The organism is Billgrantia desiderata (assembly GCF_900108215.1).
Lineage (GTDB): Bacteria > Pseudomonadota > Gammaproteobacteria > Pseudomonadales > Halomonadaceae > Halomonas > Halomonas desiderata.
Genome location: NZ_FNVC01000006.1, coordinates 150,810 through 171,835 on the forward strand (window position 1 = coordinate 150,810; position 21,026 = coordinate 171,835).

19 protein-coding genes and 1 other RNA gene are annotated in these 21,026 nt (G+C 68.1%); 12 read left to right on the forward strand and 8 right to left on the reverse strand.

The annotated features are described in order from the left end of the window. The first annotated feature begins 41 nt into the window (after nt 1–41). On the forward strand, nt 42–1,178 hold the full coding sequence (locus C4S71_RS08290; protein WP_103968828.1) for a glycosyltransferase family 4 protein: 1,137 nt from the start codon (nt 42–44) through the stop codon (nt 1,176–1,178). Further along, entirely contained in the window at nt 1,175–2,218 is a 1,044-nt protein-coding gene (locus C4S71_RS08295) for a glycosyltransferase family 9 protein (RefSeq protein WP_086510855.1), read from the forward strand. Before C4S71_RS08290 ends, C4S71_RS08295 begins: the two co-directional genes overlap by 4 nt. On the opposite strand, the gene C4S71_RS08300 is transcribed toward C4S71_RS08295, so the two are convergent. Then, the gene (locus C4S71_RS08300) at nt 2,194–2,907 is read right to left on the reverse strand and encodes a 3-deoxy-D-manno-octulosonic acid kinase (RefSeq protein ID WP_103968829.1); all 714 of its coding nucleotides are present in this window, start codon (nt 2,905–2,907) and stop codon (nt 2,194–2,196) included. The genes C4S71_RS08295 and C4S71_RS08300 overlap by 25 nt on opposite strands. Between C4S71_RS08300 and C4S71_RS08305 the strand changes: the two genes are divergently transcribed. From C4S71_RS08305 to waaA, 3 genes are read left to right on the forward strand one after another with little or no spacing between them, the layout of a single operon-like run. After that, nucleotides 2,906–4,003, forward strand: coding sequence for a glycosyltransferase family 9 protein (locus C4S71_RS08305; protein WP_086510853.1), 1,098 nt, complete (start codon nt 2,906–2,908; stop codon nt 4,001–4,003). The genes C4S71_RS08300 and C4S71_RS08305 overlap by 2 nt on opposite strands. Continuing rightward, nucleotides 3,993–5,423 carry a bifunctional D-glycero-beta-D-manno-heptose-7-phosphate kinase/D-glycero-beta-D-manno-heptose 1-phosphate adenylyltransferase HldE gene (gene hldE / locus C4S71_RS08310; protein ID WP_103968830.1) on the forward strand — a complete coding sequence of 477 codons (1,431 nt, stop codon included), beginning with the start codon at nt 3,993–3,995 and terminating at the stop codon, nt 5,421–5,423. The genes C4S71_RS08305 and hldE overlap by 11 nt, the downstream gene beginning before the upstream one ends. After that, entirely contained in the window at nt 5,423–6,724 is a 1,302-nt protein-coding gene (waaA, locus tag C4S71_RS08315; protein ID WP_103968831.1) for a lipid IV(A) 3-deoxy-D-manno-octulosonic acid transferase, read from the forward strand. Before hldE ends, waaA begins: the two co-directional genes overlap by 1 nt. A 150-nt stretch (nt 6,725–6,874) precedes the next feature. Here waaA and rpiA read toward each other — a convergent pair whose 3' ends face one another. Next, nucleotides 6,875–7,549, reverse strand: a complete 675-nt coding sequence (gene rpiA / locus C4S71_RS08320) for a ribose-5-phosphate isomerase RpiA (RefSeq protein WP_103968832.1) — start codon at nt 7,547–7,549, stop codon at nt 6,875–6,877. Nucleotides 7,550–7,716: 167 nt separating this feature from the next. Between rpiA and ilvA the strand changes: the two genes are divergently transcribed. Further along, nucleotides 7,717–9,231 carry a threonine ammonia-lyase, biosynthetic gene (ilvA, locus tag C4S71_RS08325; RefSeq protein WP_103968833.1) on the forward strand — a complete coding sequence of 505 codons (1,515 nt, stop codon included), beginning with the start codon at nt 7,717–7,719 and terminating at the stop codon, nt 9,229–9,231. Nucleotides 9,232–9,629: 398 nt separating this feature from the next. Here ilvA and C4S71_RS08330 read toward each other — a convergent pair whose 3' ends face one another. The 3 genes from C4S71_RS08330 to C4S71_RS08340 form a co-directional block, all read right to left on the reverse strand. After that, a complete protein-coding gene (locus tag C4S71_RS08330; protein WP_086510692.1) occupies nt 9,630–10,259 on the reverse strand; it encodes a 5-formyltetrahydrofolate cyclo-ligase in 630 nt (209 codons plus the stop codon). Between the two features lie 9 nt (nt 10,260–10,268). Next, nucleotides 10,269–10,453: non-coding RNA, 6S RNA (ssrS, locus tag C4S71_RS08335), on the reverse strand. Nucleotides 10,454–10,489: 36 nt separating this feature from the next. Further along, nucleotides 10,490–10,810, reverse strand: coding sequence for a cell division protein ZapA (locus tag C4S71_RS08340; protein ID WP_086510691.1), 321 nt, complete (start codon nt 10,808–10,810; stop codon nt 10,490–10,492). A 158-nt stretch (nt 10,811–10,968) separates the two neighbouring features. On the opposite strand from C4S71_RS08340, the gene C4S71_RS08345 reads away from it, so the two are divergent. The 4 genes from C4S71_RS08345 (at nt 10,969) to C4S71_RS08360 (ending at nt 15,539) form a co-directional block, all read left to right on the forward strand. After that, nucleotides 10,969–11,544, forward strand: a complete 576-nt coding sequence (locus C4S71_RS08345) for a UPF0149 family protein (RefSeq protein ID WP_086510690.1) — start codon at nt 10,969–10,971, stop codon at nt 11,542–11,544. A 43-nt stretch (nt 11,545–11,587) separates the two neighbouring features. Further along, nucleotides 11,588–12,925: a Xaa-Pro aminopeptidase gene (gene pepP / locus C4S71_RS08350; protein WP_103968834.1), complete on the forward strand. Its 1,338-nt coding sequence runs from the start codon at nt 11,588–11,590 to the stop codon at nt 12,923–12,925. A gap of 77 nt (nt 12,926–13,002) precedes the next feature. Then, nucleotides 13,003–14,214 carry a 2-octaprenyl-6-methoxyphenyl hydroxylase gene (ubiH, locus tag C4S71_RS08355; RefSeq protein ID WP_103968835.1) on the forward strand — a complete coding sequence of 404 codons (1,212 nt, stop codon included), beginning with the start codon at nt 13,003–13,005 and terminating at the stop codon, nt 14,212–14,214. A 62-nt stretch (nt 14,215–14,276) separates the two neighbouring features. After that, nucleotides 14,277–15,539, forward strand: a complete 1,263-nt coding sequence (locus C4S71_RS08360) for a UbiH/UbiF/VisC/COQ6 family ubiquinone biosynthesis hydroxylase (RefSeq protein ID WP_235014258.1) — start codon at nt 14,277–14,279, stop codon at nt 15,537–15,539. Nucleotides 15,540–15,599: 60 nt separating this feature from the next. Here C4S71_RS08360 and C4S71_RS08365 read toward each other — a convergent pair whose 3' ends face one another. The 3 genes from C4S71_RS08365 to gpmI form a co-directional block, all read right to left on the reverse strand. Continuing rightward, nucleotides 15,600–16,898 carry a S41 family peptidase gene (locus C4S71_RS08365; RefSeq protein WP_437124122.1) on the reverse strand — a complete coding sequence of 433 codons (1,299 nt, stop codon included), beginning with the start codon at nt 16,896–16,898 and terminating at the stop codon, nt 15,600–15,602. A gap of 71 nt (nt 16,899–16,969) precedes the next feature. Next, entirely contained in the window at nt 16,970–18,145 is a 1,176-nt protein-coding gene (locus C4S71_RS08370) for a murein hydrolase activator EnvC family protein (protein WP_235014260.1), read from the reverse strand. A 25-nt stretch (nt 18,146–18,170) separates the two neighbouring features. After that, the gene (gene gpmI / locus C4S71_RS08375) at nt 18,171–19,739 is read right to left on the reverse strand and encodes a 2,3-bisphosphoglycerate-independent phosphoglycerate mutase (RefSeq protein ID WP_103968838.1); all 1,569 of its coding nucleotides are present in this window, start codon (nt 19,737–19,739) and stop codon (nt 18,171–18,173) included. A 293-nt stretch (nt 19,740–20,032) separates the two neighbouring features. Here gpmI and C4S71_RS08380 point away from each other — a divergent pair, with 293 nt between their 5' ends. Next, on the forward strand, nt 20,033–20,455 hold the full coding sequence (locus tag C4S71_RS08380) for a rhodanese-like domain-containing protein (protein ID WP_086510682.1): 423 nt from the start codon (nt 20,033–20,035) through the stop codon (nt 20,453–20,455). A 41-nt stretch (nt 20,456–20,496) separates the two neighbouring features. Continuing rightward, the gene (gene secB, locus C4S71_RS08385; RefSeq protein WP_086510681.1) at nt 20,497–21,021 is read left to right on the forward strand and encodes a protein-export chaperone SecB; all 525 of its coding nucleotides are present in this window, start codon (nt 20,497–20,499) and stop codon (nt 21,019–21,021) included. Nucleotides 21,022–21,026 lie beyond the last annotated feature (5 nt).

Sequence of the window (21,026 nt, forward strand, 5' to 3'; positions counted from 1 at the left end):
CTGGGCTCCCGAGCCCCGGTTGACCGACGAAGGAGACAGCCTTGTCGCACAAGGTCATGCATATCTGCCTCTCGGATGGCTGGGGCGGACTCGAAATGTATCCTGCGCGGATTATACCCGAGCTGCAACGTCAGGGGTGGCAGGCCCATGGTCTGGCGCTGGCCGGCTCGCGGGTCGCCGAGAGTCTGGCGTCGACCGGAATCGCACCGCTGACGGTGCCCTCGCGCGGGCGGGCGCTGCTGCAGGTGGGGCACATACTGGGCTATCTGAAGCGTCACGGCATCGAGGTGCTGCACTGCCACAAGTCCAGCGACCTGCGCCTGGGGGCGCTGCTGGCGACCCTGCGGCCGACGCTAAAGCTGTTCTTCACCGATCACATGGGCGTGACCCGGCCGAAGAAGGACCTGTACCATCGCTGGGCCTACGGGCGCGTCAGCCGGCTCTTCGCCATCAGCGAGGCCACCCGACGGCGCAACCTGGCGGCCTTTCCGCTGCCGCCGGAACGCATCCGCCGGCTCTATCTGGGCATCGATCTGTCGCCCTATGCCCCGCAGCTGGATGAGCCGGCACGTGAGGCGCTGCGCCGCGAGCTGGGGGGCATGCCGGGTCAGGTGGCGATCGGCCTGCCCGGGCGGCTGACCGACGGCAAGGGCCATGAGGTGTGGCTGGAAGGACTGGCCTGTCTGGCCGAGCGCGCTCCCGAGCTGGACTGGCACGGCGTGCTGATTGGCGGCCTCTCGGCCCGTGAGGGCAGTGACGAACGTTACGTCTCGCACTTGCGCGCGCGGGTCCGGGACCTGAAGCTGGAGCAACGCGTGACCTTTGCCGGGTTTCGTCCTGACCTGCCGCGCCTGTTCGAGGCACTGGACATCGTCTGCGTGCCATCGCGTAATGAGGCCTTCGGCCTTACCGTGGTCGAGGCCATGGCCGCCGGCAAGGCCATCGTCGGTGCCGACAGCGGGGCGATTCCCGAGCTGCTCGAGGCCGACTGCGGGCGCCTTGCCGCAGCCGAGGAGCCGCTGGCCTGGGCCGACGCCATGGCGGAGCTCGGTCAGGACGCGGCCCTGCGCGAGCGCCTCGGCCGGGCTGCGAGGGCAAGAGCCGAGCGCCATTTCGGCGTGGCGGCGCATGTCGGAGCCCTGATTCGAGAATACGCCGGGAAGGAGCCAACATCATGAAAGCCTGGATCGAAAAGGGCGGCTATCTCAACAATCGCGGGCGCAAATGGTTGTCGCGGCTGCACGTGGAGCGGGTGCGCCGGATTCTGGTGATCCGTCAGTGCGCCTTCGGCGACATGATGGCGACACGGCCGTTCCTGGTGGAGCTCCGGCGCCTGTTTCCCCAGGCGCACATCACCCTGAGCACGGTGAGCAAGTACCAGTACGCCGTGCCCGACGATCTGGTCGACGAGGTGCACGTGCTGGACTCCCGCGGTTCGCTGCGTGAGCAGTTGCACTCCTTGCGCCAGTACCGCGAGGTCGACGTGCTCTTCGATCTGGCCGACACGGCCCGCTCGCGGCTGCAGACCCTGCTGACGTCGGCGCGGGTCAAGCTCGGCTTCCCCTACCGTAGCGGGCTCAACAAGCTGCTGTTCGACGTCGGCATCCTGCGCTCGGACTTTCACTACGAGGCCGAGGTACTGCTCGACTTTCTCAAGATCATGGGACACAAGCCGCAGTACCCGCTGGAATTCGCCATGCCGCGCCATCAGCGCGCCCTGGCGGAACCGCGCATCGTCTACTTCCCCTATGCCGCCGTGGCGGAGAAGTCGTTGTCCCAGGAGTCATGGCGCCAGCTGATCGAGCAGGCGGCAACCGAATTTCCCGGCTACCGTCATGTGCTGCTCGAAGGTCACAAGGCCGAAGAGTCCGGCGACTTCCTCGCCGAAGTGGCGGCCCGTCACGACAACGTAGAGATCAAGGGGCGCATGGACCTGGAGCGGCTGGCGCCATGGATGGCGGCGTCGAGCGTGCTGGTGTCGGGGGATACCGGTGTGCGCAACCTGGCGCTGGCGACCCATACCCCGACGCTGGGCATCTTCTTCATGACCGTGCCGTTTCGCTACTGGCCGCGCTACGAGGATTGCCACGAGGCGGTGTTCCATCGCGACGGCCAGGTGCCGGGCAAGATGGATATTCTGCAGGGGTTGGAAGAACTGCTCGAGCGTCTCTACCCCGAGCGTGGCAAGGCGCGTCAGCCGGCATCGTCGGAGGCGTAGCCGCGGCGAATGGCCGACATGGCCTCGGCGGGGGCGGCGAACTTGGCCAGCGAGCGGCCGAGACGCGCCAGATTGTCTTCCTGCCAGCCGCCGGGTGCGCGCAGCCGGCAGCGGTCGAGGTCGATCAGCCACACCTTGCCGGTACGATCTATCAGCAGATTGCGGGCGTTGAGGTCGACATGGTCGAGGCCCGCCGCGTGAAAGCGGCGGATGGTGGCGCCGACCCGTTCGAGCAGCGCCGGCTCGGCCTCGGCCAGGCATTCGGCCAGGGCCCCGGCGCCGGGGATGCGCACGGTGATCAGGGCGGCCGTGTAGGTCGGCCCGGCGCGGGTGACGGCGGCGGCCACCGGTCGCGGTACCGGCAGCCCCAGTGCGTGAAGGTGGGCAGTGAGGCGCAGCTCGCGAAAGGCGCGAGTGCGCTCGAGTCCCGTCCAAAGATAGCGGCTCTCGCTCAGCCTGGCGATCAGGCCGCCGCGACGATAGGGGCGTAGCACCCACTGCTCGCGCCCGGCATCGAGAAACAGGCTGCTGCCGCGCCCGGGGGCTTCGCCGAGCACGTTACCGGCGCGACGCCAATGCTCGGGGTCGAACAGCCGCGGGCCGATTTGTGGCGCCGGTTCGGCGTCACATACACTGTCCGCATCATATAGAATGAAGGTCTTTCCCGTCCGACACGTTGCCAACTGCATGAAGCATCCTCTGCCCGCCCAACCGCGCCACATCGCCGTGCTGCGACTCTCCGCCCTCGGCGACGTCTGCAACCTGGTGCCCACCGTTCGCGCCTTGCAGCGCCAGTGGCCCGGCGTGCGCATCACCTGGATAATCGGCAAGGCGGAACACAGTTTACTGGCTGGTCTGTCGGGGGTCGAATTCGCGGTCTACGACAAGGCCTCGGGGCTGGCCGGCATGCGCCGGCTGTGGCGTGAGCTGGCCGATGTACGCTTCGACGTGCTGCTGCACATGCAGCAGGCACTGCGGGCCAGCGTGCTCTCGCTGGGGCTGAAGGCCGACGTGAGGGTGGGCTACGACAAGGCGCGGGCCAAGGATGCCCAGCACTGGTTCACGCATCGTCAGCTGGCCCCCCACCCCCGCGCCCACGTGCTGGAGTCGTTCCTCGACTTTGCCCGCCTGCTGGGGGTGGAGGATCTGTCGCTGGCATGGAACGTGCCGGTGCCCGAGTCGGCTCTCGAGGAGGCCGCGGCGCTGACCGGCAATGCCGCCTACCTGCTGACGAGCCCCTGCGCCAACCCGCGGCTGCGCAATTTCCGCAACTGGTCGGCGGAAGGCTATGCCGCCGTCATCGAACACGCCTGGGCCCAGTACGGCCTGAAGACGGTACTCACCGGCGGCGGCAGCACTCAGGAGCGCGAGATGGGCGAGCGTATCGCCGCCCTCAGCCGGCCGGAAGCGGTGATCGACGCCATCGGCGCCACTTCGCTCAAGGGCCTGCTGGCGCTGATCGCCGGCGCCCGGGCGGTGATCGCTCCCGACTCCGGACCCGTGCACATGGCCAACGCCATGGGCACGCCGGTCGTGGGGCTGTTCGCCACCACCAACCCGGACCGCGCCGCGCCCTACCTGTGGCGCGAGTACGTGGTCAACCGCTACCCGGACGCGGTGCGCGCCTACATGCACCGAGAACCCGACGAGATCACCTGGGGCCAGCGCGTACGCCATCCCGACGCCATGGCACTGATCCGCGTCGACGACGTGGTCGAGCGGCTCGACGCGCTGCTGGCACGCCCCAACGACCGCAAGGAAGAGGAACGACCCGATGAAGCTTGACCTGACCGCGCTGGAACAGGCGCACGTGCTGGTGGTGGGTGACGTGATGCTCGATCGCTACTGGCATGGGGGCACCTCACGCATCTCGCCGGAGGCGCCGGTGCCGGTGGTTCGGGTGGAAGAGTGCGAAGACCGACCCGGCGGGGCTGCCAACGTGGCGCTCAACATCGCCTCGCTGGGGGCGCATGCCGCGCTCAGCGGCATGGTCGGCGACGACGACAACGCCCGCCGTCTGGTCGAGCGGCTGGACGCCGCTGGGGTCGACACCTACTTCCAGAGCAGCCCCGGCATCCCCACCATCACCAAGCTGCGCGTGATGAGCCGCAATCAGCAGCTGATCCGGCTCGACTTCGAGGACGGCCTGGACGAACTCGACACCCGCGGCCTGCTGGCGCGGGTCGAGCAGGGGCTTCCCGACTGCGATCTGGTGATCCTCTCGGATTACGGCAAGGGCACGCTGAGCCGGGTCGAGGAACTGATCGCGCTGGTGCGCGGAGCGGGCAAGCGCGTATTGATCGATCCCAAGGGCAGCGACTTCACCAAGTATCGCGGTGCCAGCGTGATCACCCCCAACCTGGCCGAGTTCGAGGCAGTGGTGGGCCACTGTCGCGACGACGAGGAGCTGGCCGCCAAGGGCGCGGCGCTGTGCGACCGCCTCGAGCTCGAGGCGCTGCTGATCACCCGCAGCGAGAAGGGCATGACCCTGATTCGCGGCGACCACGAGCCGCTGCACCTGCCCACCCGCGCACGCGAGGTGTTCGACGTCACCGGCGCCGGCGATACCGTGATCGGCGTGCTGGGCCTGGCGTTGGCGGCCGGCCACGGCTTCCCCGAGGCGATGACCCTGGCCAACCTGGCCGCCGGGCTGGTGGTGGCCAAACCCGGTACCGCCACGCTCTCCATCGCCGAGCTCTACACCGCCGTTCACGGCGACAAGCTGGCCGAGTTCGGTGTCATCGAGGAAGCGGCGCTGGTCGAGGCGGTGCGTGCCGCCCAGATGCGCGGCGAGCGCGTGGTGATGACCAACGGCTGCTTCGACATCCTGCATGCCGGCCACGTGGCCTACCTGGAGCATGCCCGGCAGCTCGGCGACCGGCTGGTGGTGGCGGTCAACGACGACGCTTCCATCGGCCGGCTCAAGGGGCCCAAGCGGCCGATCAATCCGCTGGCCCGGCGCATGCAGGTGCTGGCCGGCCTCGGCGCGGTGGACTGGGTGGTGCCGTTCAGCGAGGACACACCGCAGCGCCTGATCGAGGCGGTGCTGCCCGACGTGCTGGTCAAGGGCGGCGACTATCGCGTCGACGAGATCGCCGGCGGCGATGCGGTGCGTGCCGCCGGCGGTGAGGTGAAGGTGCTGGGCTTCGAGGACGGGGTCTCCACCACCGCCATGATCGCCACCATTCTCGACCGCGAGAGCTGATGTCGGCGCCGCGACGCTGGCCGCGCTGGCTCTACTCGGCGGCGCTCTATCTGCTCGCTCCTCTCGTCTGGCGCAGGGTCTGGCGTGAGCATGCGTTCACCAACTCCCGTGCGGAGCGGCTCGGGCTGCGGCCCCCCTCTCCCGCCGGCCGGCCCTGGCTATGGCTGCACTGCGCCTCGGTGGGCGAGGTGCAGGCGGCCCGCCCGCTGATCGAGGCGCTGCTGGCACATTACCCCCGCCATCGGCTGCTGGTGACCACCATGACCGCCACCGGCGCCGAGCGGGTGCATGCCCTGATCGAGGCGCAACGCCGGGCCGGCGAGCCCGAGCGTCTCGCCCATCGCTTCGTGCCGCTGGACTATCCCGGTGCCGCCAGGCGTTTCGTCGCGCGTCTGCGCCCGGAGCTCGCCATCTTCTTCGAGACCGAGCTGTGGCCCAACCTGCTGGCGGCGTGCCGTCGTTGCGGCGTGCCCACGGCGGTGGTCAACGGACGTCTCTCGCCGCGCGCCTTTCGCGGCTATCGCCGCCTGCGGCCCTTGATGGCGGCGGCGCTGGCCCAGCTCGACTGGCTGGCCGCCAAGTCCCGCGGCGATGCCGAGCGCTTCCGCGCCCTGGGCATGCCAGCCACTCGCACCGACGTGGTGGGTTCGCTCAAGTACGACATTGCCGTGGACGATGCGGCGAGCGAGCAGAGCAAGCGGCTGTGCACGCGGCTGGGCTCGCGCCCCGTGTGGGTGGCCGGTTCCACCCATCCCGGCGAGGACGAGCGGCTGCTCGAGGCGCACGCTCGCCTGCGCCAGTCCTACCCCGAAGCGCTGCTGATCCTGGTGCCGCGTCATCCGCAGCGCTTCGACACGGTGGCCGAGCTCTGTCGCGAGCGCGGCATGGGGCTGGCACGGCGTTCCCACGGAGAGTGGCCCGACGCGCGTACTGCCGTCTATCTGGGCGACACCATGGGCGAGCTGCTGATGCTGTACGGTGCCGCCGACCTGGCCTTCGTCGGCGGCAGCCTGGTGCCGGTGGGCGGGCACAACCTGCTCGAGCCCGCCGCCATGGGCGTGCCGGTGCTGACCGGCCCGGAGCTGGCCAACTTCGCCGACGTGGCCGAGACGCTGCGCCAGGGCGGTGCGCTGGTGGAAGTGAGGGACAGCGCCATGCTGGCCGATACGCTGGTCACCCTGTTCCTCGACGAGGCCGAGCGTCATCGTCTGGCCGAGGCCGGCCTGGCGGTGGTGGCCGCCAATCGCGGCGCCCTGGCGCGCACCGTGGCCGGACTCGAGCACCTGCTGCCAGGTGAGTAACGCAAGGCTCTGTCTGAAAAGTCGGCGAGCGAAGGCCAGACTAGGCAAAAATCAGCGAAAAGACGGAGTTTACGCGGTGTAAATGAGTACTTTGAGCTGATTTTTAACGCCGTATGGCCAAGCGCAGACAGTTTTCAGGCATAGCCTACGTCAGGCTGGGGTCATCCGCTCCACCCCCTGCTCGGTGCCCAGCAGCAGCACGTCGGCGCCGCGGGCGGCGAACAGGCCGTTGGTGACCACGCCGACGATGGCATTGATGCGCGCCTCCATGGCCACCGGGTCGTCGATCATGAACTCGAAGCAATCGAGGATCTGATTGCTGTTGTCGGTGACCACCCCCTCGCGGTAGACCGGGTCGGCCCCCAGCTTGACCAGTTCGCGCGCGACGTAGGAGCGGGCCATCGGAATCACCTCCACCGGCAGCGGGAAGGCGCCCAGGCGCTCGACCCGCTTCGAGGCGTCGGCGATGCAGATGAAGCGCTCGGCGCAGGCGGCCACGATCTTCTCGCGGGTGAGCGCCGCGCCGCCGCCCTTGATCATGTGCAAGTGAGCGTTCACTTCGTCTGCGCCGTCGATGTAGAAAGGCACCGTGCCCACGCTGTTGAGCTCGAACACCTCGATGCCGTGGTCGCGCAGGCGCTTGGCGCTGGCCTCCGAGCTGGCCACGGCGCCCTTGAAGTCGTCGCGCAGCCGCGCCAGGCGGTCGATGAACAGGTTGGCGGTGGAGCCGGTGCCGATGCCGAGAATGGTGTCGCGCTCGAGCCACGGTTCGATTTCGGCGATGGCGGCGGCGGCCACGGCGTCCTTCAGTTCGTCCTGGGTCATGTCTTGCTCGTATCTGTGGATGGCGGGTGCCGCGCCATTATAGGCCACGTTGCGCTTCCTGCCGACGCGTTCGCTGGACGGCGAGGCGCCGAGAATGCTACCTATAGGGGTTCTCTGCAGTGCAGCACAGGCTGCCGCCCCTCTGCGCCACCCTTGGAAACCTCAGGATGCTCGAAGCTACCGTCAAGAAGATCCTCCAGGCCCACGTCTACGAAGCGGCCCGCGAAACGCCCATTTCCCCGGCTCCCTTCCTGTCACGGCGCTTCAACAACCAGATCCTGATCAAGCGCGAGGACCTGCAGCCGGTCTACTCGTTCAAGATTCGCGGCGCCTACAACAAGATGGCGCAGCTCTCCGAGGAGCAGAAGGCCAAGGGCGTGATCGCCGCCTCGGCCGGCAACCACGCCCAGGGGCTGGCCATGGCGGCCAAGCTGATGGGCGTCAAAGCGGTGATCGTCATGCCGCGCATCACCCCGGAGATCAAGGTCCAGGCAGTGCGCGCCCGCGGCGCCAAGGTGGTGCTCAAGGGCGACGCCTTCGCCGCCGCTGCCGAGCATGCCCAGGAGCTGATGGCCGAGCACGGCTACACCTACATCCCGCCCTTCGACGACATCGACGTCATCGCCGGCCAGGGCACCGTGGCGGTGGAGATCCTGCGTCAGCACACCGGGCCACTGGATGCCATCTTCGTGCCGGTGGGCGGCGGCGGACTGATCGCCGGGGTGGCGGCCTACGTCAAGTACCTGCGCCCGGACATCAAGGTGATCGGCGTCGAGGCCGAAGACAGCGCCTGCCTCAAGGCGGCGCTCACCGCCGGCAAGCGCGTGACTCTCGATCAGGTCGGGGTCTTCGCCGAGGGCGTGGCAGTGGCGCAGATCGGCAAGGTGCCGTTCAAGATCGTGCGTGACCTGATCGATGACGTCATCACCGTCAACGCCGACGAGATGTGCGCGGCGGTGAAGGACATCTTCGACGACACCCGGGCGGTGTCCGAGACCTCGGGGGCGCTGTCGCTGGCCGGGCTCAAGAAATACATTCAGCAGACCGGGGTCGAGGGGCAGACCCTGCTGTGCATCAACTCGGGTGCCAACACCAACTTCGACCGCCTGCAGCACATTGCCGAGCGCACTGAGCTCGGCGAGCAGCGCGAGGCGATCCTGGCGGTGACCATTCCCGAGCGCCCCGGCAGCTTCAAGAAGTTCTGCCGCACCATCGGCAAACGCATGGTGACCGAGTTCAACTACCGCTACGCCGACCCCGAGGAAGCCCACATCTTCGTCGGCGTGCAGGTCAAGCCGGGCGGCGAGGATCGACAGGCGGTGATCGAAAAGCTGCGTGAAGCCGGCTACCCGGTGGTCGATCTCACCGACAACGAGCTGGCCAAGCTGCACATCCGCCACCTTGGCGGCGGTCGGCCCAAGGAGCACTTCGACGAGGAGGTCTATCGTTTCGAGTTCCCCGAGCGTCCCGGGGCGCTGATGAACTTCCTCACCCACCTGCCCCAGGACTGGAACATCTCGCTGTTCCATTATCGCAACCACGGTGCCGCCTTCGGTCGCGTGCTGGTCGGCATGCAGGTGCCCAACGGCGATCGCTCTCACGTCGAGGAGTATTTCGACGAGATCGGTTATCGCTACTGGAAGGAGTCGGACAACGACGCCTATCGCCTGTTCATGGCCTGACGTTCGAAAACCATGGGTTAGCGCTGACTTACGGCAAAGGCGAGAACTGGCACGGGTTTCTTTTTGTAATCGTCGCTTCGAGCGGTTGTCATCAACGCCTGCCAAGCCCTATAGTCGGCCCTGTCGCGGCTACCGCGTCACGGTTCAATAACGGGAACGTCAGGAGCTGGTAACAATGAAGCGTAAGCCCGATCTGGTCATGGCACTGGTGCTGGCCTTTGGCATTGGTGTCGTCGTCACCGGCTATGCCCAGGCCCTCGCGGGTGGCTGAGTCGGCAGACAGTGCCATGGTCAGATAGCGTCAGATCGAATAGCGCCAATCACAACGAATGGAACCGGTCGAAGCCAGGCTTCGGCCGGTTTTTTTTCGCCCGGCTTTTATCTGGGCATCGCGAGGCTCAAGGACGCACGACCCGGGTATCGCTGACGATGGCGTCCAGCGGTACGTCCCAGGGGGCTGCCGGCAGGCGGTCCACTCGCTGGCAGTCGTGGGCCAGGCCGATCAGGGTCGGCCGCGGGCCGGGCCTCAGGGTGAAGGCCAGGCTGCGGTCATAGAAGCCACCGCCCATGCCCATGCGCTGGCCCCGGTCGTCGAAGCCCACCAGCGGCAGCAGGATCAGATCCAGCGCCCATGCCGGCATGCGCCGAGCGCGATGCGCGCCATGGCGGGTATGCGGTTCGGGTATGCCGAAGCGATTGCGCCGCATGGGCGTGCCCGGGTGGTAGTGGACGAACCACAGGCTGTTGTCCGAGAGCGGCTTCAATACGGGCAGGTAAAGACGAACCCCGCGGCGCTCTAGCCAGGCCATGAGCGGCCGTGGATCGATCTCGCCGTCGTTGGGTAGATAGAGTGCCACGCGCCTGGCCCGATGCACTTCGGGCAGTTGCTTGAGACGGCGGCACAGCGCGCGTTCGGCTTGCTTGCGCTGGCCTGGGCTCAAGGCCCGGCGGCGGTGTCTGAGCGCTTGGCGTAGCTCGCGACGAGTAGAGAAGGCATCGGCGCTGAGAGCGTCAACAAGAAGATTCATGACTAGGTGAGGTTCCCCAGAGTGCCGCTGTCGTTCTGGCCCTTGAACCCTTGGTTCAAGGTGGGTGGCCGCAGCCGAACCGTCAGGCTTTCCGACGCACGGACATGCACACGGGTCCGGCTAGCTAATGGCCGCCCTGGGTATTGCTCATAGGCTCGAGGGACTTCAACGACTGGCCAACACCCCAGGGAACACCTTCATCCTAACAGAGCTGCCGGGTGCGTCCAACGTCATTCGGCGGGAGTTCTGTTACCCAAAGCAGCGCTTGCCATGGCTCGCTCCAAACGTTCGCTGAGCTGGCCCAGCTGCTGCTCCTCGTCGCGCCGCGTATCCTGCATCTCGAGCAGCTCGTGGGCGATGTTCAGCGCGGCCATCAGCGCCACGCGCTCACTGCCGAGCAGATTGTTCTGCGAATGGATACCCTGCATGGCGCGATCGAGATAGCGTGCGGCCCGCTCCAGCTTGCGTTCTTCGCCGGGGTTGCAGGCGAACACGTAGTGCCTGCCAAGCAGGGTCACCTGGGCGGTGGGGCGAGTGGCGTCATCGCTCATGGAGGGCTCCGGTGTCGGCTTGTCGGCCCGATGCGTTAACATCGATGAATCAAGACACATCGATTCGATCATCCACTATAAGAGAGCCCTTTGCAGGCGGTCAACGCAGCGCCGCCGGCATCAGGTCACTCACCGCCATTCGCATGAGGTGCCGTTGCATGTCTTCGCCCGATGAACGCCTGGATTTTTCCACTCTGGCCGACCTCTTCCTGCTCCACGGCAGTATGCAGTCGCCGGCCTTCCTCGACGGCAGGCTGTGTGCCGAGCTGGCGCTGAATGACGTCACCGCCGACGCCTGGCTCGAGGAGGTGTGTATCGGACTCGGCGTCGAGCAGCCCCGCGACCGCGAGAGCGGTGAGGCGCTGCTGGCCTGGCGCCGCCAGACCCTCGAAGCGCTTGCCGACAGCGGCCTCAACTACGAACCACTACTGCCCGACGAGCTCTTTTCGCTGGCCGAACGGGCCAGAGGGCTGCAGGAGTGGACGCTCGGTTTTCTCGAGGTGATCGATGACGCCGGCGAGGCTCAGCGTGAAGGCTGGTCGCAGGCGCTGCGCGAAGCCATCGAGGACCTGACCGGACTTGCGGCCATAGAGACCGACATCGACGACAGCGCCGAGAACGAGAACGACCTGTTCGCCTTGACCGAGCATGCACGCATGGCCGCCATGCTGCTCTATACCGAGCAGCATCCCGGCCAGCCGCAGGTGGAGAGCGGCGACCCCACTCGGCACTGAACCCGAATCGCCCCCATTCATCCGGAGCACGCAAGGAGCCATGATGCTGTCCGCCCCCCTTCCCCGCCCCGAGCCGATCGGCAACGACGAGTATCGTGCCCGCCGTCAGGCGCTGATGGCACAGCTGCCGACCGATGGCGCCGTGCTGCTGCCCGGCGCCGGTCTGGTCACCCGTTCGCGGGACAGCGACTACCCCTTCCGCCAGAACAGCGACCTCCACTACCTCACCGGCTTCGCCGAGCCCGATGCCCTGCTGCTGCTGCTGCCGGGGCGCAGCGAAGGCGAAAGCGTGCTGTTCTGCCAGGACCGCGACCCGAGCCTCGAGGCCTGGAACGGCATCCGCCTGGGCGCCGAGGGTGCGGTGCGCGAGCATGGCCTCGATCAAGCCTTCGAGAATGCCGAGCGCGACGAACGGCTGGAGGCCCTGCTCGATGGGCGCACCAGTCTCTACCTGATGCTCGGCGACACCGAGAGCATGGCGCTGGCCGATGAAATACGCGAGCGCCTGGCCGGACGGGTGCGGCGTGGCGCCTGCCCGCCGCAGCGCTATGTCGATCTCGCCCCGCTGCTGCATGAAATGCGTCTGATCAAGAGCGAGGCTGAACTCGCCCTGATGCGCCACGCGGCCAGTATCTCTGCACGCGCTCACCGGCGCGCGATGCTGGCTGCCCGTCCCGGCCTGGCCGAATACCACCTGCAGGCCGAGCTGGAGCACGAGTTCCGCTGGCATGGCGGCAGCGGCCCGGCCTACGCCAGCATCGTGGGTGGCGGCGCCAACGCCTGTGTGCTGCACTACATCGAGAATGACGCACCGCTACGCGACGGCGAGCTGGTGCTGATCGACGCCGGAGCCGAGTTCGATCTCTATGCCGGTGACATCACCCGCACCTTTCCCGTCGGCGGCCGCTTCAGCGAGGCCCAGCGCGAGCTCTACGAGCTGGTGCTGGCCGCTCAGGAGCGTGCCGTGGCCGCCGTTCGCCCTGGCGCGACCCTGGTCGAGATTCATGATGGCGTGGTGCGTGATCTCACGGCCGGGCTGATCCGGCTGGGCCTGCTCCAGGGCGAAGTGGAAGCGCGCATCGAGGACGAAAGCTACAAGCGCTTCTATCTGCACTCGACCTCGCACTGGCTGGGGCTCGACGTGCACGACGTGGGGAGCTATCGCCTCGCCGGCAAGCCGCGGCCGCTGGAAGCGGGCATGGTGCTGACGGTGGAGCCCGGGCTGTACGTGCCGGCCGACGAGGACATTCCCCTGGCCTATCGCGGCATCGGCATACGCATCGAAGACGATGTGGCGGTGACGGCGGAGGGGCACGAGGTGCTGACTGCCGATGTGCCGAAGCGGGTGGCCGAGATCGAGGCACTGATGGCTAGCGAGTAACCAGTAAAGGACGTTTCCTTCATGATTTTACGTAATTTACGTTACGAAACGGCGCGCTGTAGTACGGGTCTGGCCTCATGACGGCGGCCGCGATGCGTCGGGTGGATGTCGCCATCGTCGGCGGCGGCCTGGTGGGGGCCAGCCTGGCCTGTGCCCTGGCGCCGCTGATCGAGCGCCACGGGCTGTCGGTGGCGGTGATCGAGGCCGCCGCCATGCCCGAGGTGACGGACACGACGTGGCAGCCCAGCTTCGATGCGCGCTCCAGTGCCATCGCCCAGGGCTCGGCGGAGCGCTTTCGCGCCATGGGTCTGTGGCAGGCGATGGCCGAACAGGCCGCCGCCATTCAGCGCATTCATGTCAGCGAAAGGGGGCGCCTGGGGGTGACCCGGCTCACCGCCGCCGAGCTCGATCAGCCGGCGCTGGGCTACGTACTGCCCAACGCCTGGATGGGGCAGGTGCTGCATCGGCGTCTGGCCGAGTTGCCCATCGAGTGGCACTGCCCGGCCAGCGTCGAGGCGATCGTGCCCGAGGGAGAGGGGCATCGACTGACCCTCTCCGATGGCTGTACGCTGCAGGCGGCCTTGACGGTGCTGGCCGACGGCGGTCGCTCGGGGCTCAAGGAGCAGCTGGGCATCGCCAGCGACTCGGCGTCCTACGATCAGGTGGCGCTGATCGCCAACGTCGAGATCAGCCGGCCCCACGACGGTATCGCCTACGAGCGCTTCACCCGCGAGGGGCCCATTGCCCTGCTGCCGCTGCCGGGCCAGCAGATGGCGCTGATCTGGACCCTTCCCGTCGGGCGTGAAGAGGCCCACCTGGCGCTTGGCGACGGCGATTTCCTGGCCGAGCTGCAGCAGGCCTTCGGCGACCGCGTCGGGCGCTTCCGGCGCGTCGGCAGTCGCCACGCCTATCCGCTGAGCCTGGTCACCGCCAAGGAGACCATACGGCCGGGGCTGGCGGTGTTGGGCAACGCCGCTCATTCGCTGCACCCGGTGGCGGGCCAGGGATTCAACCTGGCACTGCGCGGGGTGACCGACCTGGCGGCGGCTCTCGAGCAGGCCCTGGCCGGCGGCGAAGCGCTGGGCGGCATGCTGACGCTGCGCGACTTCGAGGCCAGGCGCATCGTCGACCGCCATCAGGTGATTCGCTTCAGCGATGGGCTGGTGCGTCTGTTCGGCATCGACAGCGGCCTGCTGGCCCACGCCCGGGCGGCCGGGCTGGTGGGGCTCAACCTGTTCGGCCCGCTGCGCCGTGGCTTGGCGCGCCGGGCCATGGGGTTGGAGCGATGAGGCCGAGGCGCCAGGCAAGCACGACTATCCGGTCTGCCGGCGATGACGCTGGGTAGGCATTCATGAGAGAGCAAGCAATGACGGAAACGGCACGGCAGCCAGCGACCCGATTCGAGGTGATCGTGGTCGGTGGCGGCATGGTAGGCGCTGCCCTGGCGGCGCTGCTGGGTCAGGCGGGCGTCAGCGTGGCGCTGCTCGACGCGCGCCCCGAGCCGCTGGCCGCCGAGGCGGTCGGCACGGGCCGGCCGGCGCTGCGCGTCAGCGCCCTGACGCCGATCTCCCAGCGGCTGCTGGAGGGGCTCGGGGCATGGCCGTGGATGGCGGCGCGCCGGGTAACCCCCTATCGCTTCATGCAGGTGTGGGACAGCGAGGGCAGCGGCGAGGTCAACTTCTCGGCGGAGCAGGCCGGCGTGCCGGTGCTGGGGCATATCGTCGAGAACGACGTGGTGCTGGCCGCGCTGGAGCGGCGCCTGGCCGAGCTGCCCACGGTCAGCGTCGAGCTGGGCAGGCGCGTGACCGGGCTCGAAGAGACGGGCGCCGAGCGTAGCGTGCTGCTCGAGGATGGCCGCCGTCTCACGGCACCGCTGGTGGTGGCCGCCGACGGCGCGCAGTCGCCGCTGCGCGAGATGGCGGGCATCGCCGTGGATGCCCGCGACACCGGTCATGTGGCAGTGGTCACGACGGTGCGTACCCAACTGGGGCATGGCGGCGTGGCGCGTCAGGTGTTCCGCGACAGCGGCCCGCTGGCGTTCCTGCCGCTGACCATCGACGGCGACGCGCACTACTGCTCGATCGTCTGGTCGACCTCGCCCGAGGAGGCCGAGCGGCTCACGGCGCTGGACGCCGAGGCGCTGGGGCAGGCGCTCGAGGTGGCCTTCGAGGCGCGCCTGGGAACGGTGAAGGTGGTCGACCGGGCAGTGTCGGTGCCGCTCACCCAGCGTCACGCAAAAGATTACGTGCAGCCCGGCTTCGCCCTGGTGGGCGATGCGGCGCACAGCATTCATCCGCTGGCGGGCCAGGGCGTCAACCTGGGACTGATGGATGTGGCGGTGCTGGCCGAAGAGCTCGTCACGGCGCGGCGGCGCGGCATCGACCTGGGCGAGCCGCGCATGCTGGCGCGCTATGCGCGGCGCCGGCGCGGTGACAACAGCGCCATGCTGGCGCTGATGGACGGCTTCCGGCTGCTGTTCGGCACGCGCCACCCGCTGGTGACGCTGTCCCGCAACCTGGGGCTTTCCGGGGTCGACCGGCTGGTGCCGATCAAGCGCCTGCTGATGCGTCAGGCCATCGGCGAGCGGGGCCGCTTGCCGGCCTCCTGCCGTTGACGCCGGACGCAGGGAGCCGGCAAGCGCTGCCGGCTCCCTGCGTCCAGTTCAGCCAAGAGGCTAGCGGCGCTCGAGTACGTTGAGCGCCTTCAGCAGGTTGAGCGCTTCGCCGAGCTGATAGTCCTCGCGCAGCCGCTCGCTCATCTCCTGGGTCATGGCGCGCGGCTCGCTGCGCGAGCGCAGATGGCCCTCCAGGTCCGCTTCGCGCAGCTGGCGGCTGCTCTCGGTCACTTCCAGGCGGCCGCGCACCACCCTGACGTCGGGCTCGATGCCCATGGCCTGGATCGAGCGGCCGTTGGGCGTGTAGTAGAGCGCCGTGGTCAGCTTCAGCCCTTCACCGTTGCCCAGCGGCATCACCTGCTGCACCGAGCCCTTGCCGAAGCTCTCGGTACCCATGATCACGCCGCGGCGCTGGTCCTGCAGCGCGCCGGCGACGATTTCCGCCGCGGAGGCGCTGCCGCCGTTGATCAGCACCACGAGCGGCACGTCGGGAGCGACCGTCTCGCGGCTGGCGGAGAAGCGCATCTGGGTGTCGGGCAGGCGCCCTTCGGTGTAGACCACCAGGCCGCTCTGCAGGAAGGCGTCGGCCACGGCGACGGCGGCCTGCAGCACGCCGCCCGGGTTGTTGCGCAGATCGAGCACCAGGCCTTGCAGCGGGCCGTCGCGCTCCATGCGGCGAATGGCGTTGTTGACCTGCTCGCCGCTGCGGCTCTGGAACTGGCTGACCCGCAGGTAGCCGTAGCCCGGTTCCAGCATTTCGCTGCGTACGCTTTCGGTACGAATGATCTCGCGGGTCAGGGTGATGTCGAGCGGCGCCTCCTGCCCGCTGCGCAGGATTTGCAGGCGAATCTGGCTGCCGGGCTCGCCGCGCATCAGGGTCACCGACTCCTGCAGCGACAGGCGCTCGGTGGGGTTGCCGTCGATCTCCAGGATCACGTCGCGTGCCTGCAGGCCGGCACGCGAGGCGGGCGTGTCGTCGATCGGCGTGATGATCGTCAGACGCCCCTCTTCCAGGCCGACCTCGATGCCGATGCCGCCGAACTCGCCCTCGGTGGATTCGCGCAGGCTCTGGAATTCGTTCCGGTCGAGGTAGGCGGAGTGCGGATCGAGCTCGCTGAGCATGCCGCGCATGGCGTTGCGCAGCAGGGTGCTGTCGTCCACCTCTTCCACGTAGGCACGCTTGATGCGCTCGAACACCTCGGCAAAGGTCTGGATGTCCTCCAGTGGCAGCTCGTCCACGGGAGAGGACTGGGCAAGGGCCGGCGGGGCGGCCAGGGCCAGCATCAACAGCGTTGCCGACGCTAGCGCGCTCATCGTTCGGCTGGCGGCGGACGGTCGGCGGGCGGTACGTGAAGACATGCTAACTCCGCTGTTACGAGGCGAGGCTGTCCAGCATAGCCCGTGGCTCGGAGCTTGTGAAACACCTGGCGTCATCTTCGTGCCATCCAGGCCTGTGGGTCGATGGGGTCGCCGTTACGGCGGACTTCGAAGTAGAGGGCCGGCCTGTCGAGCCCGCCGCTGTTGCCCACCGCGCCGAGGGAGTCGCCACGCGAGACGGCGCGGCCGACTTCGGCGTCGAAATGCTGCAGATGGGCATACAGTGTCATTACGTTGTCGCCGTGGTCGATGATCAGCAGGTTGCCGAAGCCGCGCATCCAGTCGGCGAACACGACACGGCCGGCATGCACGGCGGCGACCGGCGTGCCCTCGCGGGCTTCGATCAGGATGCCGTTGTAGTGCACGCCGTCGCCGCGCCGATAGTTCGAGGTGACGTTGCCCTGCACCGGCCAGGGCAGGTCGCCGCGGGTGCGCTCGATGGCGGTGGAGGGCGGCGGGCGCTGCATGCGGGCGAGCTCCTCGCGCACCCGTTCGAGCACCCGCTCCGCCTCGCTGCGGTCGCGGTCGAGGCGCGCCATGCGCGACTGCTCGTCGCTGTAGCGCTCGCCCAGCTCCGCCACCAGACGCTCACGATCCGCCATGCGCTCGGCCAGCTCGCTGCTGCGGGTTTCCAGCTCGTCGGCCAGGGCGTCGAGCTGCCGGCCGCGGGCCTCCCGCTCGCGCCGGTTCTCGGCCAGTTCGGCATCCAGGCGGGCGATCTCGTCGAGGCGCTCGTTGCGCGCCCGGGCCAGGTGGTTGAGGTAGGTTTGCAAGCGGTCGAGGCGGGCCGGGTCGTCCTGGTTGAGCAGCAGCTTCAACTGCGGTGTGAGCCCCAGGCGATAGAGGGCATCGAGCTGGGCATTGAGCATCTCGACCTGGTCGGCCCGCTCGACCTGCAGTTCGTCGCGGGCGGACTCCAGCGCGGCAAGCTCGTCGGCGAGGCTGCGGCGGTCGGCCTGGATAGCGTCGAGCCGGCGGTGGGTCTCGCCGAGTGCCGTCTCCACCTGACGCAGCTCGCGGCTGGCCTCGTCCTGGGCTTCGCGGGTCTGGCCCAGGCGCCGGCTGAGCGCCTGGATCTCGCTGCCGATGGCGTCGAGCCGCTCGCGAGCTTCACGTTCGCTGGGTTGCGCCTGTGCGCCGGCCAGCCCGGGCCCGAGCCAGGCCAGGCCCGACAGCAGGAGCAGGGCGGCGATCAAGGTCGTGAACGGTTGCCGTCGGGCTCGCCTCATGGCCGGTGGTGCTCGCAGACGATGATCATGCCGGCTCGATCAGCACCCGGCCGCTCATCTCCTCGGGAATCGGCTGACGCATCATGGTCAGCAGCGTCGGTGCGATATCGCACAGGCGGCCGTCGTCGAGCAGCGTCACCGCGTCGGGGCCGACGTAGATCAGCGGCACCTCGAAGGTGGTGTGGGCGGTCTGGGCCACGCCGGTGTCGGGGTTGATCATCTGCTCGGCGTTGCCGTGGTCGGCGGTGATCAGGCAGGCGCCGCCGGCACGCTCGATGGCCTCCACCACCCGGCCGACGCAGGCGTCCACCGTCTCGATGGCCTTCACCGCGGCGTCGAAGTCGCCGGTATGGCCGACCATGTCGCCGTTGGCGTAGTTGCACACGATCAGGTCGTAGCGACCCGAGTCGATCGCTTCCACCAAGCGGTCGGTTACCTCGACGGCACTCATCTCGGGCTTCTCGTCGTAGGTCTTGACGTCCTGGGGCGAGGGCACCAGCACCCGGGTCTCGCCCTCGAACTCGGCCTCGCGGCCGCCGGAGAAGAAGAAGGTGACGTGCGCGTACTTCTCGGTCTCGGCGATGCGCAGTTGGGTCAGGCCGCGCTGTTCCATCACTTCGCCCAGGGTGTTGTGCAGGTCCGCCGGCGGGAAGGCGGCCGGAGCGGGGATGTCGGCGGCGTACTGGGTCAGGGTGACCAGGCTGCCGCCGGCAAGCCGCGGGCGCATGCGGCGCTGGAAGCCGCTGAAGCCGTCCTCGACGAAGGCGCGGGTCAGCTCGCGGGCGCGGTCGGCGCGGAAGTTCATGAAGATGGCGGCATCGCCGTCGGCGACGATGGCCGGCCCCTGCTCGGTGTGGACGACGGTGGCCGAGACGAACTCGTCGTTCTCGCCGCGCTCGTAGGCGTCGCGCAGCCCCTGTTCGGCGCTGGAGGCCTCGAATTCGCCGACGCCCTCGGTGAGCAGCCGGTAGGCCTTCTCGACGCGGTCCCAGCGGTTGTCGCGGTCCATGGCGAAGTAGCGCCCGATGATGGAGGCGACGAAGCCGTTGTCGGCGCCCACCAGCTCGGCGAGGCGCGCATTGGTGCGCTCGATGGAGGCCAGGGCGCTGCGCGGCGCAGTGTCGCGGCCGTCGAGGAAGCCGTGCACGTAGATGCGCTGGGCGCCGCGGCGGGCGGCCAGCTCGGCCATGGCCAGGATGTGATCCTCGTGGCTGTGCACGCCGCCAGGCGAGAGCAGGCCCAGCAGGTGCACGGCGCGACCGGCGCTCACTGCGGCATCGATGCTATCGGTCAGGGCGGGAATGATGTCGAGATCGCCATCCTCGATGGCCTTGGAGATACGCGTGAGTTCCTGATACACGACCCGACCGGCGCCCAGGTTCATGTGCCCCACCTCGGAGTTGCCCATCTGGCCCTCGGGCAGGCCCACGTACTTGCCGTCGGTATGCAGCAGAGCGTGGGGCCGCTGCTGCCACAGGCGGTCCATGTTGGGCGTGTGCGCGGCGGCCACGGCATTGTCGGTGGGATCGGGGTTGTGGCCGTAGCCATCGAGAATGATCAGCGCAACGGGGCGTGGGGCGGTCTGGGTCGTCATCGGGGTATTGAGCCTCTTGAGCGTGGTGGACGCGACAGCGGGCCGTCCGGGAGGCTGTCCGCGCCGCTCGGACTTGGTGGAGAAGAGCGCGGCGAGACAGGCTCCTGGACGACGGGGGTCGCGACTTGATTCGGCTTGCGGCATCATAACGCACGGTCAGGCGAGCGTCATGACCCCGACACGTTGGCGGCGGCGTTGCCGCGGGGCATTGCCGCATGGTGTATACTCTCGCCTTCCGGGTGCCCTACCCTACCGATATTCTCGCTATTTCCGACAAAGAGTGTGCCGGACCCATGATCGATCAGCTGTTCGAATTCGTGCAGAATCACCCGCTTCTGGTGGGCGCCTTCCTCATGGTGCTGACCGCCTGGATCATCTACGAGGTCCGCAACAGTGCCGCCAGCGGCGTGACGTCCACCCAGGCGACCCAACTGATCAACCGTGAGGACGCCGTTGTGGTCGACACTCGCGAGGCGGGCGACTTCAAGGCCGGCCACATTGCCGGGGCACGCAACATTCCCCAGAGCAAGGTCGACGAGCGCATGAAGGAGCTCGAGAAGCTCAAGGACAAGCCGATCATCGTGGTGTGCAAGAGCGGTCAGTCTTCCGGCATCACCGTGGCCAAGCTGGCCAAGGCCGGCTTCACGCGGGTCTTCAAGCTCAAGGGCGGCATGATGCAGTGGCAGGCCGACGGCCTGCCGATGGTCAAGAAATAGCCAACACACAAGACGCAAGAGAACGCAAAAGGAATCTTCCCATGGCCGAAGAGAACAGCCAGAACGCCGCTGGCGGCAACCAGGCCGCCGCAGGACAGCAGAAGCAGCAGCTCCAGTTCGCCGTGCAGCGCATCTATGTCAAGGACATCTCCTTCGAGGCGCCCAACTCGCCGGCGGTCTTTCAGCAGCCGTTCAAGCCCAAGGTCGGCCTGGATCTGAACACCAGCAGCCGCAAGGTCGGCGAGGAACTCTACGAGGTGTCGATCAAGGTGACCGCCCAGGTGCGTCACAGCGAGGAAGGTACCACCTCCTTCCTGGCCGAGATCGAACAGGCCGGCCTGTTCCGCATCAGCGGCATCGAGGGTGCCCAGCTCGAGCACACCCTGGGCGCCTTCTGCCCCAACGTGCTGTTCCCCTACGCCCGCGAGTGCATCGACAACCTGGTCAACCGCGGCGGTTTCCCGCCCCTGATGCTGGCGCCGGTCAACTTCGAGGCGATCTTCGCCCAGAAGAAGAAGCGCGAGGCCGAGCAGGCCCAGCAGCAGGGCGAGCAGTCCACCCAGTAAGGGCA